The sequence below is a fragment of the Streptomyces sp. S063 genome, from assembly GCF_002832675.1.
Taxonomy (GTDB): Bacteria; Actinomycetota; Actinomycetes; order Streptomycetales; family Streptomycetaceae; genus Streptomyces; species Streptomyces sindenensis.
In genome coordinates this window covers 3,888,891-3,904,281 of sequence record NZ_CP021707.1, presented here as the reverse complement: position 1 = coordinate 3,904,281, position 15,391 = coordinate 3,888,891, and the positions used below count along the sequence as shown (strand labels likewise).

The following is a 15,391-nucleotide window of genomic DNA, read 5'->3' as shown; positions in this document are numbered from 1 at the left end:
TACCCAGGAGACCGCCATAGGCTGCCATCTGGGTGGCCGCACGCCACGCCATCAAGTTCCCCAGATCGCGTCCATGCCCGACTCACGGGCTTCGATCTGAAGGAGATACATGGAAGGCAAGAAGTGCGCACCTCCCCCCTCCGAGCCGTCTCGGAAGACAGAGACGCCCAAGGAGGAGAAGAAGGGCCTGAACTGGGCTGCGGGCTCATTCGTGCTCACCGCGTGGCGCACACTGCGCGACGCGTTGAACGCAGGTGAGTAACCGAGGCCTCAGCTCAGGCCCATCCAAGGTGACTGCGTAAGCAGTCCGCCTGCTGCGAGGCAGGCTGAACGCGTCAGGCCCGACGCGTTCGGAGGCCGCACGCCGAATGGTGCTGCGGCCTCCGTCTTTGGAGGACGGCGTTAAGCGAGGGTGACCTAACGGCATGGGGCGGGCGTGATGCCCGTTCGCGGTGTCCTTTGTTCGGGTCTCCCTGGTTGCTCTCCAGGGAACTGGTGAGCCCGTGCGTTAGTAAGCGACACAAGGCCTTCACGGTCAGAGTAGCGGTCTCGCCTCCCTTGCGAGGGAGGAAGGACCCACAAAGTTGCTATGTGATACGCGTTGCGGGGACCTCTATGTGAACCTCAATGCTGCTGTGACCAGCATGGATGGAGCCGCGTGAGTCGACTCACGCAGCCCCGTCCATACGCAAGCTCGTCTTGCCAGCGCCAGCGCCCAGCGGTGGTCCCGTTATTTGGTGTCGAGGCTGACCTACGTGAGTCGACTAGGGGGTGTCCGGCGGATCATGGCCGGAGCCATAAGCGGATCGCCGCGGTGGTGACTGTGCCGTGGAAGACGTAGGCCCTCTTGTCGTAGCGGGTGGCGACGGCCCGGGAGTTCTTGAGCCGGTTGATCGTCCGCTCGACCTCGTTGCGGCGTTTGTAGATCTCGCTGTCGAAGCCGGTGGGCCGGCCGCCCTTGCTGCCGCGCCGTTTGCGGTTGCCCCGCTGGTCCTTCGGTTCGGGAATGGTGTGCTTGATCTGGCGTCTACGCAGGTAGCGCCGGTTCCGACGTGAGCTGTATGCCTTGTCGCCGCCCAGGTGGTCCGGCCGCGTGCGGGGGCGACCGCCCTGCGGACGGGGAACGCGGATGCGTTCGAGGACCTCGATCATCTGCGGAGCGTCGCCCCACTGGCCGGGCGTGACCAGGAAGGCCATCGGTCGGCACCCACCCTCACCGGCGAGATGGATCTTGCAGGTCAGACCGCCCCGGGACCGTCCGAGTCCTTCATCGGGGCGGTGGTGCCGGGGCGTTGTCCTTTTTTCGGGACACGCGGCGTCTTCTTTCGGGCCCCTGCCGCGTGCTGATGGGCACGGCAGGACGTCGAATCGACGCTGACCATGCTCCAGTCGATCCGGCCCGCGAGGTCAGTGTCCGCCTGGACAGCACGCAGGATCCGGTCCCACGTACCGTCCGCCGACCAACGTCGGTGCCGTTCATAGACGGTCTTCCAACTGCCGAAACGCTCCGGAAGATCCCGCCAGGGTATGCCCGTCCGCACCCGGAACAAGATCCCGTTGATCACCCTGCGGTGATCGCTCCACCGGCCGCCACGCTGCCCCGACGCCGGCAAGTACGGCTCCAGCCGGACCCACTCGGCATTCGTCAGATCACCCCGCCCCATGCCGGGAACAACGAGCCAGCAATCCGACAGTCACATGATCCGCCGGACACTGCCTAGTCCAGCAGGTCTCCCTCGTTCCGCACGGCACGGTCCCAGATAAGTCCGTCGACCTGCCGAGCCACGTCCGTCCGCACGGTGTCGACCATGTGCTGATACCGCGCCGCCATAGCGGTGGTGGACCATCCCATGAGCCCCATAACGGCCCTCTCGGAGACACCGAGGATCAGCAGGACGGTTGCGGCGGTGTGGCGGGCGTCGTGCAAGCGGCCGTCCCTGACTCCGGCGTCGGCCAGTAGTTCCTTCCAGTCGTCGTAGTCGGTGCGCGTCGAGGTACCGCGTCCGTCCGGCGTGGCGAACAGCCATCCCTCATCCGCCCACTTGATGCCCGCCTCCAGGCGCTCAGCTTCCTGCTTCACCTGATGGGCAGTCAGCAGGTCCGCAAGCTGTGCCGGCAGACCGACCACCCGGCGCCCGGCGCGTGACTTCGTGTCGGCGGTCTCCGGATTGGTTCGCTTGCGCTGAGGGCAGAACCCAGCCTTCCGCCCGCATGGGTCGCCGCATCCGTGGGCGTAGCGCGGACGCCGACGGCTTCGGCGGACCATCAGGACGCCCCGATCTACGTCCACGTCTGCCCACTTCAGTCCCAGCGCTTCCCCTTGCCTAAGACCCAGCGCGAGCGCCACAGCCCACCGTGCCGAGTTCCGCCGCTTGTCGGCGGCCACCAGGAGGCGCTTCACCTCATCGACGGTGTACGGCTCGATCTCCTCGTCACTCAGTCGCGGAGCCTTGGCGAGCTGGGCAGGGTTCCGGGTGAGGTGCCCCCGGCGGACCGCCTCGTTCAGGGCCGTCCGAAAGGTGCGGTGGATCTGGTGGATCGTCCCGGCGCGCCGGCCGTCGGTCTGCATGCGGCCGTAGAACCGCTCGATGTGCTCAGGTCCGAGCTTGTCCAGGCGGTGCGCTCCCAGCGCGGGAATGAGGTGCTTGCGGACCGCGACGCCGTACCCGACCATCGTGTTCTCGTTTACCGCGAGCGGCGCGATGGTCTCGACCCAATGGGTCAGCCAAGCCTCTACTGTCCAGGCACGCCCGGCCTTGCGTACGGCTCCGCTATCGCGCTGCTTCTCCAGCTCGCGCACGGCAGCCGTCACTGCGGCCCGCGTCTTGCGCTCGACGTGGCGCCGGTCCGGCTTGCCGTCGTCACGAGTCCCTACCGTGACGCGGCCGTGCCACTTGCCGTCCTTGCCCTGATAGATGGATGAGCGCCCGTTGGGCTGCCGGGTGCGCTTCTTCTCTTCCGCCACGGGCGGACTCCTTCGGGGTGGGTGTGATCACGGGACGCCACCAGGTGAGGTGGCGTCCCGTGCGTGCGGGGTGGTTCAGGCGGCGCGCTGTTCAGCGCGGCGGCGTGCGAGGTACGCGGCCGGGGCGTCGGCGGGTACGCGGCGCAGGCCGCCGACCATCAGCGACTCCAGGGCGCCCGAGCCGATCAGCGCGAAGCAGGTGGTCCGGCCAACGCTGAGTCGACGTGCGGCTTCTTCGACGGTGAGGAGAACGAGGGTGGGGTCGTGTGCCGTCGCGGGTGCGGGACTGTTCTGCATGGGCTCGCTCCTTGGCGGGCCGCCACAGAAACCACGTAATACACAGAAACCCTGGTTGGGTGGTCTGACCTGGGGGTTTGGTGGTGGGGGTGGGCTGCCACAGAAAGCGCGGGAAGTTCCACAGAAATAAGAGGCCGGTGGGCGGCGCGTATTTGTGTGGTTCTTCTGCGGGTTTCTGTGGCAGCCGCCCCGGGACCGCTTGGGGCGGTGTTGTCGCAGGTCAGGGGTGGTGCGGGGTTATTTCTGTGATTCTGTGGTTTCTGTGGCGGGGTTCAGGCGGTGGGTTCGCTGAGCTGGGGGTGGGTGAGGTAGCGCGGGGAGGGCGGCCGGCCGCGCCCGCCGGTCTTGGCGACGGGTAGGGCCCGGACGTACCCGTGGTCCTCCAACAGGTCCAGGGCGGGATCGAGGTCCGCGACGGTGGGGAACTCGGCGCGCGACAGCTTGGTCATGACCTCGCGTTTGCTGACCTCGGCCCGCTGGTTGGCCCGGAGCAGGTCCAGGACGGTGCGGGCGCGGTTGGCGGTGTGGTCGGCTCCCATGAGGTCGAAAACCGCGAGGGCGTGGCCGGTGAAGTAGTCAGCGAGCTTGATGGCGTCGCGCATGGTGTCGGCGGTGACGGGCTGGGTGTGCCCGTTCTCGGTGTGCGCGGCCAGGTGGAGCAGCCCGGCCAATCGGGCGGTCGCACCGCCCAGCTTCGCGGCCCAGTTCCTAATGTGCCCCAGGTCCCCGCCCCGCTTCCGCAGCCGGGGTTCCTGCCTGCGCTCGTAAGCGGCCAGGGCCTCGTTGGCGTCGGGGGCGAGCTGGAGTACGGCCGGGTCGGTCCAGCCCGCCAGGGACATCACCAGGGAGGTCACGCGCTCCTCGTAGAGGTCGGCCACGTCCTCGGCCAGGGGCTCGGGGGTGACTTCCCGATAGCCCACGAGGTCTTCGGGGAGGGAGTACAGGAACCTGCCCAACAGGCCCCTGTCCCCCGCTCCCTTGATGCGGCTGATGTCTTCCAGGACGGAGGGCTGAACGGTCTGGCCCATGGTGAGTGCGGGGGAGTCAATGAACTCCTCACGCCCACGGCGGTCCACCCGCAGGCGGTCCCCTGCATGGCCCTTGAGGAAGGGTTCCATGTTGGGGGTGCCGGAGTAGCGTCCGGCGATGATGTCGAAGATCCCGCCCTCGGCCGACATCACCGACAACCGCCCACCCTGTTCCGCGAGCAGTGAGGAGATGACTTCCGGGGTGGCGTCGTCGGCCAGCAGCCGGGGCTTGTTGGGCACGGTGATGGCCTCGGCGGCTTGTCCGAGGCTGATGGCTTCGGCCATGAGCTGGTCGCGCTTGTCGGCGTCCGCGCGGGCTGCCTTGGCCGCCGCGTTGTCCGCGACTTCCTTGGCGAGGCGTGCGGTGAGTTCGGCCTCGATGATGGCCCCGGCCGCCGCTGACGCCATCAGCTTCTCGCACGTGTAGAGCGGGTCCGTCATCAACCCGAACACGGCGCTCTTGCGGCTGCCCGGAGGCAGGGCCATGACGACGAACAGGTTCAGCGGCTCGCGCCACCGGCCCCGGACGTGGACGGTGGCGCGGCCTCCGGCAGCGGTCGCCAGGACCGCGAGAGCGAGCGATCCCGCAGCATCAACGGCCGTCTGTGTCTCCTCCGCGACCCCGCGCACGAAGTCACCGAGCCAGGGCGGGAAGACCTCGGTGGGGAACGCCGGGAGCTCCCGGCGGGCGGTCAGCGGGATCGGGTCGTCCCACACGGCCGCGGCTTCCTGCTGTGCGTCCAGGGCGGCGAATCCGGCCCACAGGTCCGTACTGTCCACAGGCTGTGTGCTCATGCCGCACTCGCCTCCCGTGTGCCGCCACGGACGAGGCCGGAGCGGATCGCGGTACGGCACTCGGAAGCGGACAGGCCCGCCGACTGTCCGGCGCTCATCAGCTCACTGGTGACGGTGGCCTCGGTCAGGTCCTCGGTCCGGATGAGGCGGGCCAGGGCGTAGGCGGCGAAGTACACCGACCGATTACGACCGCCCTCGCGGGCGGACAGCACCTTTTCCAGTTCCCCGCGCAGGGCGGTGGTGCTGTAGGCGGTGGCGTTGCGCATCCGGGCCGACAGCTCGGAGAGCGGCATCGGGGCCGGTGCGGGCGGGGTGGTGAGCAGGTCACCGAGCCACGCAGGGAGGGGGCCGGGGGCGCGTCGTAAATGATCTCGTACGAGGCGCCCCCGACCGTACTGCCGGCCGCGACCACGTACCCGCCCCAGGCTCGGGTGTCGACCTTCCACCCCAGGGTGCCGCCCGTGCTGCGTAGCGTCTTTCCCTTGGGGGCGGTGAAGTACAGGTGCTGTCCGCCACGGCGGGTGCGCACGGTGTACGTCTCGGTCGGCAGCCTCACCCCCGCCCGCTCACACAGGGCGGCGAACACGTCCAGACCATCGGCCATGCCCGCCCACTCCGACGGTGCGATGTCGTCGGCGTTCTTGGGCAGGTCCAGGTCCACCACGACGAGACCAGCGGGACCGGTGGCGATCCCCACGTTGTACGGGGCCGACCCCCAGCACGCGCGGATGCTGTCCGCGTCCAGGGTGGCGCGCTGCTCCGGGGTGCGGTGACCGTCTGAGCACCGACCGGTGCCGGGGCAGGTGCGTTCCGGGTGCCCGGCAGGGCGCTTGTCGCCAGGGCGGACGGGGAAGACGGGCCAGCCGCGCTCAGCGGCGGCCAGGGCCGCGCCCAGCAGCGCGGGGTTGTGGAGTGCTGCCATGATGGGGGTTCTCCTGTTTCTGCGAAGGGACAAGGGAGCCGGGGCGGTCGCGGTCTTGTGGTGAGAGGCGACCGCCCCGGGCATAGCTACTGGTGCTCGGTGGGAGCGGGCAGCTCCGGCAACCCGGCGCGGGTGAGTGCGGCGGGGTCGTAGCCGGGCAGGGTGGCGCGGGTGATGAGCGCGGTGGCGAGCTGCTCGGCATACGCGGCCTCGGCGTGCGCCACCTCGATCTGCGCTCCGGCCCGGAGGGCTTCGACGCGTTCGACGTGTGCCTGTTCCTCACGCCGCACGGTGGTGTGCCGTTCGTGGGCGGCGCGGTCACGGCGGTCGGTGCGCCAGTACCGGGAGGCGATCCCGTACGCCACGGCGGTGGCCACCGCCCACAGCAGGATCGGCAGCGACCACCCGTCGGCGTATCCGGAGACCCCGGCGAGGGCGAGGGCTCCGGAGGTGGCGAACGCGGTCCCCGCGAGGACCCCGTCACCGCCCCCGCGACCCGTGGCGGCGAAAGCGCCGGCCGTTGCCGCTCCGGCCGTCAGGACGACCATCAACGCGGCGTTGCCGAGGCTGTGTTCGGCTCCGTTGGCGTTCCAGATGCGCCCGAGGATCAGCACGGTTGAGGTGGCCACGGCCGGGGCGACCTTGGGGGCGGCGTGGGTGAGCCAGTGGCGTTGGGTGAGGGGTTCGTTCATGGCGTTGCCTCCTACAGGTCCGGGATGGCGGCGACGACTGCGGTGGTGAGTTCGTTGATGGGGCCGGAGGCTCCGGTGGAGGCGAGGAAGAACCCGAACATGGCGGCGATGAAGGCGGAGCCCCATCCGAGGGTCTTGGAGCGCAGGAGGAAGAACAGGACGAGGCCGAACAGGGCGACGAGGGAGACGGTGAGGGTCATCGGGACTGTCCCTTCTGGGTGGTCTTGAAGGCGGGCTTGTTGGGGGTGTCGGTGCCGTCGCGGTAGAGGCGCAGCCAGAGGTTGTAGAGGTGGCGGCCGACGCGGATGCGCTTGCGCTCGCCTCGGCAGCGGCGGCAGGTCTTGCCGGGCCGGAGGTTGCCGCGCCGGTTGGTCTTGAGGGCGTAGCCGAAGCCCTTGCACTTGCGGCAGTCCCCGAACGGGCTGGCTGCGCACAGACTGGCGTAACTGAGGGTGACTATGAGCAGGCAGGCGCTAGCAAGGAGAACGGGGGTCACGGGGTGCCTTCCAGGCGGGGTTCCGGGTGTTTGCGCAGGTGGGGTGCTAGGTGCGAGATCGCTGATGGGGGCCGGTTCGGGGTGCTAGCGGGGGTGCTAGACCTAGCAGCGGTGGCTGCTAGGTCTAGCAGCGCCCCGAGTCAGCTCCCGGACCGGCTTCCGTCACGCCGGGTGACTACTTTGGTGATGTCGGCGCGGGCGATGCCCCGGCGGGTGGTGCCCTTGCCCTTGTCGCTGGTGCCCCAGACGTCCTGTGCGGTGACGCCGTGGGGCTTGAGGTTCGAGGTGACCGTCTCGGCCTTCCACCCGGTGTAGACCTCGGGCCGCAGGGCGGTGAGGCGAGCGGCGATCTTCTCGTTCCACACCTTGTCCTCATCGGCCGGCACAACCTTGAGGATGTCCGCCAGGAGATCGAAGGAAGCTTCCCCGTTCTCCGGCTGCTGACCGATGGCGTGGCCGGTGAGGTTGCCGTACTCCTCGCGCATCTTCCGGGCCCTGGCCACGACCTTCTCCGCGCCGACCGCGTCCACGAACGCGGACGCGACGATGCGCGGGTCGTCGCCCTCACCGGCCATCCAGCAGATGCCCCGGTCGGTGCGGGAGAACATCGTGGCCCGGTATCCGGCCTTGTACATCGAGGTGCCCAGCACCATGTCGTTGGCGGGCTGGCCCATGACCTTGAGGCAGAACCGCAGTACGGCGTTGGCGCTGATGCCGGTGGGCAGCGACTTCGCGTCGGGCCGCTGGGTGCCGAACAGCATCGTCATCCCCAGCGCAGGACCACGCTTGCCCAGGTCAGTGCAGATCTCCTCGATCTCCGGCCCGTACTTGTCGTGCTCGAAGGGGACCTGGCACTCATCGAACCCGGCGACGATCGGGTGCAGCCCCAACGTCTTGTCGTTGGCCAGGGCCGGGGTGACCTTGGACTCCGGACAGCGCGAGCGCGGAAGGGACTTGATGACCTTCGCGCGCCTGCGGAGTTCGGCGCGCAGCTCCCTCAGGGATTCCAGGACGTAGAGGATGTCTTCGTCTTCGTCTCCGGCCCGGTAGCGGTGGCAGACCGGTTCCAGGGCGCCGAAGTCGCCGGTGCCCTTGAAGTCGAACGCGTACAGCTCCGCACGCGGGTCCAGAGCGGCGATGAGCAGGAACAGGCGCATCAGGAACGTCTTGCCCATGCGCGGGATGGACCCGACGATGACCGAGGCGAACATCAGGGTCACGGCCACGTCGCCCATGCGCTGGTCGTTGCCGAACACGACCGGCTTGAACAGGTCCACGCTGCCGGACTTCAGCAGCGGCCAGGCCGGTTTGGTGGTCTCGTTCATGGGCTTGTCGCCCACCCACAGGATCAGCCTGCCCTCGTGCTCGGTCGGGTCGGAGGAGGGCCACACGCAGCCGACCTTGCGGCGCAGGCCGGAGGCCAGCGGCTTGCGGGCCTCCATGATGTCCTCCGGGGTGACACCCCACGGAAGGTCCAGGTCAGCGCGGTATCCGGGCCCGTCCCTGGTGATCTCGGAGGTGAAGCGCATCCCGTTCATGTCGCCGCCCTTCTTGATGGCGGCCGACAGCTTCACGTTGCCGATGTTGTCCAGGGCGCGCAGCACGATCGGCCCGGTGAGCTTCTGCAACTCGGTCTTCAGCACGGCCGGGCCGATGACCGGCTGATCCTGCGGTGAGCCCCAGTACCCGGCGACCAGCACCGCAGCCGACCCCAGCACCACCAGCAGCGCCGGGGCCATGACGTACAGGGTCAGGGCCAGGCCGGTACCGAAGACGATGGAGACCAGCGTCACGAACGACCGCAGCCTCACCCGCCGGTCCCGCTGCCGCGACAGCTTCAGGTACTCGGCGGTGTTCTCCTTGTAGACCTCGTACGCCCGCAGGGGCGCGGCCTCGGCGTCCCACATCCACTGGTTGGTCTCCTTCACCAGCCGGGCCGCACCCTGCGGGGCACGCAACCCCAACTGGAGTGCGTACCAGGGGGTGCGGATGCCGTGGAAGGCGGTGGCGTAGAACGCGTTCGACGTGGCGCGCTGGGTGGTCGACACGAACCCCGGCTTCGAGGTCAGCCAACTCGGCAGGATCGGCAGCCGCTTGTAGGTGGTGATACCCGGGCCGGGCAGGGCGGGCGAGTCGACCGGGCGAAGCCGCGGGGACTCCTCCTCGTCGTCCGCCTCGGTCGGCGGGGCGGGAACGGCTGCTTCGGCCGGTTCCGGGGCGGGGGTGGTGGGGCGTTTGGTGGTGATGTCGAAGACCTCGGCGTCGGGACGCTCGGGCGCTTCAACCGGTTCGGTGACATGCGTGTCAGACACGGTGAGTCCGTTCTCCAGGGTGGGTGTGGGCCCGGACGACGGGGCGGGGAGCCGTCCGGGCCCGAGGGGCGGGGATCGCGTCGGGTCAGGCGGCGAGCTGCGGGGAGTCCGCGCAGGTCACGCACATGCCGAGCGAGGTGGGGATGCGGTATCCGGCATCGGTGCGGCACTCGGGGCAGACCTGCCGTGCGGTGTTCGCCTTGGCGAGGGCCGCCCACTTGGCCGGCGTCATCGGCCGGACCGTCTTGGCCAAGTCGATCCGGTAGAGGTAGGCGACGCGGACGGGGCTGGTGCCCTTGGCCCAGTAGCGGCGCGAGTGCCACAGGACCTGTGCGGCGATGTCCTGCCCACCGGGCCGGAGCCCCACGGCCCTGAGCTGGCGGCGCGTGGCATAGCCGTCCGGGGCCATGCGCCACGGGAACGTGGGCACCCCGTAGCGGGAACCGGTCGGGTCGTAGAAGCGGTGGCTGCCCATCAGGCGGCCTGTGCCTCAGACACCGCCCGTTCGGCCCGCTCAGCCTTCAGCGCGTCCCGCAAGAGGCGGCCGTTGGCCGACGAGGTACGGACCACCTTGCGGATCGCTTCGGCCGTCAGCTTCTCGTCGGGCCAGTCGGCCGTTGCCAACCGCGCCTCGGCCAGCAGCTCATCCGGGGTGCGGGTCGGCCGGGGCGTACGGGCCGCCTGCGGTACCCGACCGGTCGCCCGGCGCGGACCCGACTCGACAGCCGCCACCGGCCGCAACACGACCGGTTCAGCCGACTTCACCGGCTCGACTTCCGCGACCGGTCCGCCCACCGGCTCCGAGGCGACCACCGGGGCCGGGTCAGCCGACTCGGGGGCCGGTGACTCGGCCACGGCGGGAGGGGGCTCGGGGGCCGACTCTTGCAGGTCAGAACCCAACCGATTTGTTGGCGACTGATCGGTTTCGTCCTGATCTGCGGTGGGGGTGGTTCGGTGGTGCAGGACCTTGGCGACGAGGTCGGAGCCGAAGAAGATGGCCCCGACCGGAAGAGAGGTCGCCAGCAGGACGAGGGCCCAGTTGGCGGGAGCCCAGTCGGCCAACTGCATCCGGGCCTCGCCGCCTCGTAGTGCGGGCACCAGGCCGTGCACGTAGTTGAGGACGAGAGACGCGGCGGTGTATCCGGCCAGCACCCGCAGGGCGAAGGTGCGGTCCTTGCCGGTGAGGACGAGGGTGGCGACGAGGGCCAGGGCCATCAGGCCGTCCACCACGAATGGGTAGAGGAAGGCTGCGGTGTCGTCGGCTCCGACCGTGCGGGCCACGTCGTGCTGTGCGTTCCACGAGACGCGGAAGGCCATGCCGACCACGGCGACCAGAGCGGCGACCAGCAGCCCTTTGGCGGAGCGGTTCATGCTGCTGCCCCCGTCCCGCTGGTGGTGCCGGAGCGGCCCTCGCGGCGGCCGTTGACCGTCCGCAGCTCGGGGGCCGAACCGGGCGCCGGAGCGATGCTCCAACCCCCGCCTTCCTGCTTGGTCCGGTACATCCGCTCATCCGCCCGGCGCAGCAGCGCTGACAGCTCCCGGGCAGGCCCCTCGGGGGCGTCGCTGGAGAGCGCGGCACCGATGGAGGCACCGACGTTGAGGTTGCGTCCGTCGTGGTGGAGGGGTGCGGTGATCTCGCCGTGGAGACCTCCCAGCAGCCACGGCAGGGCGGCCGGGTCGGGCAGGGCGACAGCGGCAGCGAACTCATCGCCCCCAATCCGCCCCGCAACCGAGCGCCGGTGGCCGCTGAGCGCGTCAGCGAAACTCGCCCCGGTGGCCCGGATCACGGCGTCTCCCGCCGCGTGGCCGTGGGTGTCGTTGACCGCCTTGAAGCCGTCCAGGTCCACCAGGACCACGGCGACGTGCGGGTGTCGAGTGAGGAGGCGTGAGGCCTGCTCCTCGAACGCGTCCCGCGTCCACAGGTTCGACAGCGGGTCGCGGCGGGCGTTCTCGAACCGGCGGTGCATCCGCAGGCCGTGCACGGCCCACCCGGAGGCGAGCGGCAGAGCGGCCGACAGCGCGGTCAGGGCGTGACTCATGCCGCTTCCCCCGCCCCAGAGAAACGGCCGGCGGACTGGGCGGCGCGCAGGAAGGGGACGGTGCGGGTCAGCACGTCGGCGTAGAGCGCGTCCCACGCGGCGATCTCGTCGCCGCCCTCCCCCTCGGCGGCCAGCTCCTTGATGACCTCGCGGGCCACGTCCAGACGGGCCGCGCGCTCCTCGGGGGACTCGTGGGTAAGCGGGCCCCGGAACAGGTCACGGTCCAGGCCGCCGGGCAACTCATCGAATCCCAGGGCCAGTTCCTCGAACTCGGCGGGGCTGAGCACCTGGTGGGTGCCGATGTACGAACGCATGGTGGATCTCCTGAGAGGCGAAGGGACGGAGAGCCGAGGCGGTCGCGATCTTGTGGTGAGAGGCGACCGCCCCGGCAGAAGGTGGAGCGAGGAGTTCAGCGGGTACGGACGTCGCCGCTGACATGTACGTCACCGGAGACGCTGGTGGCGCAGGGGGCCGGAGGCGATGAGTGAGGCGCACCTCTGTACGTCACCGGACGTGGTGCTCAGCTCCGCTTGCTGGCCGCCGTAGAGGTCGATGGCCAGATCGCCGGAGACCGAGTGAGCGGTGATCCGCTCCTCGACGCGCCGCAAGGCCACGTCGCCGGAGGTGGTGGAGGCGAACACGGTCCGGGCTCCCGAGGCCCGCAGGCTGCCGGAGGTGGAGCGGAACTCCATCCGGTCCACCTCACCGTCAACGACCGCGTCGGCGGAGGTGGAGACCACGGCGAGCGAAGAGCGGTCCGGCAGGGAAATCCGGGCCTCGATCGGGCTGACCGTGGCCATGCCACCGGAACCGCCGCTCACTACGCGGCCGTTGATGATGACTGCTCCGGTGACCGACCCGTGAACGGTGCCGATGGTCTGCGTGATCCGGTTGCCTCGGACGCTCTGCGTCATCACGCTGCCGGGCATCTCGGGGACCTCGACCGCGATGGTCTGGCCCCTCTCGGTGAAGCGCGCCGCGTGGACCGCGTCGGCGGCCGGGCCCGAACTGTCAGCGGTCCAGAGCCTGACCTCGGCACGGGACAGGCCGTCGACCACATCCACGTGGACGCTGCCCGCCGGAAGGCCCAGCCCGAGAACGACGGGGCCGACCGATTCGGAAACGAAGGTACGAACAGTCATTGCTGGAGCTCCTATGCGAGCGAAGGGAAGGAGGAGTCCAGGGCGGTCGTGGTCCTGTGGTGAGAGACGACCCGCCCCGGGGTGGAACCCGTAACTTCCGGCTCCCCTCGGCCCTGCCCGTACAGCCGAAACGGCCGGACGGGCAGGGGAGGCAACCGGCGCAGCATGAGGCGCTGCGAACAGGAAGGGGTTGCGCTGTACAGCACGCGGAGACCCGCGTGGCCGCCTACTTGGCCGAGGAGAAGCGGCGTGATCCCCATTCAGTTGTCAAGGAACAGGCGCTTCCTTCGAACCCGTTTCACGGGGCCCTCCGGGCGCAGGTAGAGCAGTTCACCGCGATCCCTCTTCGAGGAGATGCAGTACCTCTATTACAGGTACTGCATTAATCACCGTCAAGCCCATCGGCGGGACCTCTGGACTTTGCGCCGGGACTTCCTGGCGCACCATCAGCATCGGTGCAGCTCAGGGGCGTTGGTTACCCCTTCCGTGGACACCTTGGGTCGATCTGGCTACCGTCGAGAAGTCCCAAGACGTCCCACCGGGGGTAGAGATGACCAACGAGCGCTTACGTTCGGCCCTGCTCGCTCAGGGCATGACCGTCCGCGACCTGGCCGAAGCCATCGACGTGAACGCCAAGACGGTTGAGCGCTGGATCACACAGGGGAAGGTGCCGTACCGCCGGCACCAGTACGCGACGGCCTCTGTGCTCGCCGTGGACATCACGACTCTGTGGGACGATGGCAGGGCTGTCGACAGCGCTACCGACTTGAGCAAGGCGGAGATCGTCACGGTCTACCCGCACCGCCACATGGTCCCGAACGGGCTATGGCGGGAGCTGTACGCACGGGCCCGCACCCACCTCGACGTCCTGGTCTACTCCGGACTCTGGCTCTCGGAGGACCCTCTCTTCCACGGCCTACTGAAAGCCAAGGTTGAGGGCAACGCGCAGGTGCGGATCATGTTGGGAGACCCCGGCTGCGACGCGGTGCGGCAGCGCGGCATAGACGAGGGGCACCGCATCATGGACGGCAAGATCCGCAATGCCCTGGTGAACTACCAGCCGCTCTTCACGAGCCACCCAGACATCGGCTTCCGGCTCCATGACGCCACGCTCTACAACTCGCTCTTCCGATCCGACGACGAGATGCTCGTGAACACGCACGTCTACGGAATCGGTGCCTACATGGCCCCTGTCCTGCACCTGCGCCGACTGCCGGGCGGCGGGCTCTTCGACACCTACGCCCATAGCATCGAACAGACCTGGGGCAGCGCACGCCCGGTCACCGACGACGACATGGTGGGAGCCTGAACATGGGACGCATCGACTACCTTCACGACCCAGACGCCCCGCCGGCCAACTCGGTGGTGCCGTCCGTCGTGGCGTTCGTGCGGAACGACGAAGGCGCCGTCCTACTCATTCAGCGCTCAGACAACGGCCGTTGGGCGCTGCCCGGTGGCGGCCACGACGTCGGTGAGTCCATCAGTGACACGGTTGTCCGCGAGGTCTGGGAAGAGACCGGTATCAAGGCCGAAGTCATAGACATCTCTGGGATCTACACCGACCCCGGGCACGTGATGCTCTACGACGACGGAGAAGCACGGCAGCAGTTCAGCATCTGCTTCCGCGCTCGCCCCGTCGGTGGTGACGTCCGAGCGAGCGATGAAACGACTCAGGTCCGCTGGGTTTCTCCAGCGGACCTGCCCACGTACGACATCCACTCGACCATGCGCCTCCGAATCGAGCACGCCATAGACGAGGCACGGTCGGCGCCCTACATCGGCTGACGCTTGACGTCTGCGAGCCGCAGCACGACCCGCGCCGTGCAGGCGAGGATCTCCGGTTCCGCCCGACGGATGAACGTACCGATGAGGCTGTCTAGCCCATACCGGCCGGTGATCTCGTTCACCCGGTCCACGGGGTTCGTCGAGGTTCCGTCTGGCGTGGTGTTCATGTCGCAGTAGCAGAGCGCGTCGGCAAGGTCTGGGTGCTCGCGCGGGAACTCGGCCTCCAGCTCGTCGCGCATCCCGCGCGCCTCGGCTTCCATCCACGCGCAGGAGTGGTGAGCGACCAGGCGCACAATGCGCTCGTCCGCGTGCGCGAGGTCCCGGAGGTACCGGGCGCCGTCCAGCGGGTGAAAGCCGGTCTTAGCCAGGTCCGGCGCGTACCCGATGTCATGCAGAACGGCTGCGGCCTCGAGCAGTTCGGCATCATCCCCAAGGATAGGGGCAAGGGCGCGGGCTCGCTCAGCCACACCCTGGCAATGCGCCCATCGACGCGGCAACGGCTCGGCAAGCAGCTTCTCCGCAAGGGGGTACGCCCACTCGGTCAATCCTGTGGCCATCAAGATTCTGGAGACTCCGTTCGCTTCGGCAGCGCCCGAACAGTGCGCTGCTTGCCTTGCCGAGCCTCCGACAGCAGGCCGGCAGATTCCAGCTTGTCGAGCGCCTTGCTCACCGTTGGTCGCGAGACCCTGAACCGAGTGCTGAGCTCAGTGGTACTCGGAAAGGGTGCCCCGACCGAAAGGTCTTCATCTGTGATGACCTCAGCTAGACGCTCAGCCAGTGGCCGACGAAGATCCGCTTGTCCCTGTCTGACGGCCCTCCATCGGCCTCCAGGCACTGGCTCAGCCACTCCTTCCCTCTGCAAGACCGCGAAGACCCGCAGGGCGACACCTCGAGACACTCCATGATCCCGCATCACCT

General features: G+C 68.9%; 17 protein-coding genes and 1 pseudogene. 2 read left to right on the top strand and 16 right to left on the bottom strand.

The genetic code is table 11. The features are described from left to right. Positions 1-783: 783 nt before the first annotated feature. The 14 genes and pseudogenes from CCZ36_RS17895 to CCZ36_RS17830 all read right to left on the bottom strand — a co-directional run bounded on the left by CCZ36_RS17895 (position 784) and on the right by CCZ36_RS17830 (position 12,688). Positions 784-1,664, bottom strand: a protein-coding gene (locus tag CCZ36_RS17895) for an IS5 family transposase (protein ID WP_128818106.1) whose coding sequence is annotated in 2 segments (ribosomal slippage) — positions 784-1,304 and positions 1,304-1,664 — 882 coding nt in all. Because the reading frame shifts where the segments join, the coding sequence is not laid out codon by codon here. Positions 1,665-1,717: 53 nt separating this feature from the next. Next, complete coding sequence (locus tag CCZ36_RS17890; protein WP_128818105.1) at positions 1,718-2,965, bottom strand: tyrosine-type recombinase/integrase; 1,248 nt, start codon at positions 2,963-2,965, stop codon at positions 1,718-1,720. Between the two features lie 75 nt (positions 2,966-3,040). Next, positions 3,041-3,262: an excisionase family DNA-binding protein gene (locus CCZ36_RS17885; protein WP_128818104.1), complete on the bottom strand. Its 222-nt coding sequence runs from the start codon at positions 3,260-3,262 to the stop codon at positions 3,041-3,043. A 272-nt stretch (positions 3,263-3,534) separates the two neighbouring features. Further along, positions 3,535-5,085: a YfjI family protein gene (locus CCZ36_RS17880; RefSeq protein ID WP_206515742.1), complete on the bottom strand. Its 1,551-nt coding sequence runs from the start codon at positions 5,083-5,085 to the stop codon at positions 3,535-3,537. Then, a pseudogene (locus tag CCZ36_RS17875) lies at positions 5,082-6,007 on the bottom strand (bifunctional DNA primase/polymerase). The gene CCZ36_RS17880 and the pseudogene CCZ36_RS17875 overlap by 4 nt, the downstream one beginning before the upstream one ends. Positions 6,008-6,093: 86 nt before the next feature. Next, a complete protein-coding gene (locus CCZ36_RS17870) occupies positions 6,094-6,699 on the bottom strand; it encodes a hypothetical protein (protein ID WP_128818103.1) in 606 nt (201 codons plus the stop codon). An 11-nt stretch (positions 6,700-6,710) separates the two neighbouring features. Next, a complete protein-coding gene (locus CCZ36_RS17865; protein ID WP_128818102.1) occupies positions 6,711-6,899 on the bottom strand; it encodes a hypothetical protein in 189 nt (62 codons plus the stop codon). Next, positions 6,896-7,195, bottom strand: a complete 300-nt coding sequence (locus tag CCZ36_RS17860) for a hypothetical protein (protein WP_128818101.1) — start codon at positions 7,193-7,195, stop codon at positions 6,896-6,898. The genes CCZ36_RS17865 and CCZ36_RS17860 overlap by 4 nt, the downstream gene beginning before the upstream one ends. 140 nt (positions 7,196-7,335) lie before the next feature. Then, positions 7,336-9,507, bottom strand: a complete 2,172-nt coding sequence (locus CCZ36_RS17855) for a cell division protein FtsK (RefSeq protein WP_128818100.1) — start codon at positions 9,505-9,507, stop codon at positions 7,336-7,338. An 85-nt stretch (positions 9,508-9,592) separates the two neighbouring features. After that, positions 9,593-9,982 (bottom strand): RRQRL motif-containing zinc-binding protein, encoded by a 390-nt coding sequence (locus CCZ36_RS17850; protein WP_128818099.1) that lies wholly within the window; start codon positions 9,980-9,982, stop codon positions 9,593-9,595. After that, the gene (locus CCZ36_RS17845; RefSeq protein ID WP_128818098.1) at positions 9,982-10,878 is read right to left on the bottom strand and encodes a DUF2637 domain-containing protein; all 897 of its coding nucleotides are present in this window, start codon (positions 10,876-10,878) and stop codon (positions 9,982-9,984) included. The genes CCZ36_RS17850 and CCZ36_RS17845 overlap by 1 nt, the downstream gene beginning before the upstream one ends. Beyond that, entirely contained in the window at positions 10,875-11,546 is a 672-nt protein-coding gene (locus tag CCZ36_RS17840; RefSeq protein WP_206515741.1) for a GGDEF domain-containing protein, read from the bottom strand. Before CCZ36_RS17840 ends, CCZ36_RS17845 begins: the two co-directional genes overlap by 4 nt. Continuing rightward, a complete protein-coding gene (locus CCZ36_RS17835; protein ID WP_128818097.1) occupies positions 11,543-11,860 on the bottom strand; it encodes a hypothetical protein in 318 nt (105 codons plus the stop codon). Before CCZ36_RS17835 ends, CCZ36_RS17840 begins: the two co-directional genes overlap by 4 nt. A gap of 129 nt (positions 11,861-11,989) precedes the next feature. Next, a complete protein-coding gene (locus CCZ36_RS17830) occupies positions 11,990-12,688 on the bottom strand; it encodes a DUF4097 family beta strand repeat-containing protein (protein ID WP_237302686.1) in 699 nt (232 codons plus the stop codon). 550 nt (positions 12,689-13,238) lie between these two features. Between CCZ36_RS17830 and CCZ36_RS17825 the strand changes: the two genes are divergently transcribed. Both CCZ36_RS17825 and CCZ36_RS17820 read left to right on the top strand, forming a co-directional pair. Next, positions 13,239-13,997: a helix-turn-helix domain-containing protein gene (locus tag CCZ36_RS17825; RefSeq protein ID WP_128818096.1), complete on the top strand. Its 759-nt coding sequence runs from the start codon at positions 13,239-13,241 to the stop codon at positions 13,995-13,997. 2 nt (positions 13,998-13,999) lie between these two features. Next, positions 14,000-14,473 carry an NUDIX domain-containing protein gene (locus tag CCZ36_RS17820; protein ID WP_128818095.1) on the top strand — a complete coding sequence of 158 codons (474 nt, stop codon included), beginning with the start codon at positions 14,000-14,002 and terminating at the stop codon, positions 14,471-14,473. Here CCZ36_RS17820 and CCZ36_RS17815 read toward each other — a convergent pair. Beyond that, positions 14,461-15,030 carry an HD domain-containing protein gene (locus tag CCZ36_RS17815; RefSeq protein WP_206515740.1) on the bottom strand — a complete coding sequence of 190 codons (570 nt, stop codon included), beginning with the start codon at positions 15,028-15,030 and terminating at the stop codon, positions 14,461-14,463. The genes CCZ36_RS17820 and CCZ36_RS17815 overlap by 13 nt on opposite strands. Then, positions 15,030-15,386 (bottom strand): GntR family transcriptional regulator, encoded by a 357-nt coding sequence (locus tag CCZ36_RS17810; RefSeq protein ID WP_335755846.1) that lies wholly within the window; start codon positions 15,384-15,386, stop codon positions 15,030-15,032. The genes CCZ36_RS17815 and CCZ36_RS17810 overlap by 1 nt, the downstream gene beginning before the upstream one ends. Positions 15,387-15,391 lie beyond the last annotated feature (5 nt).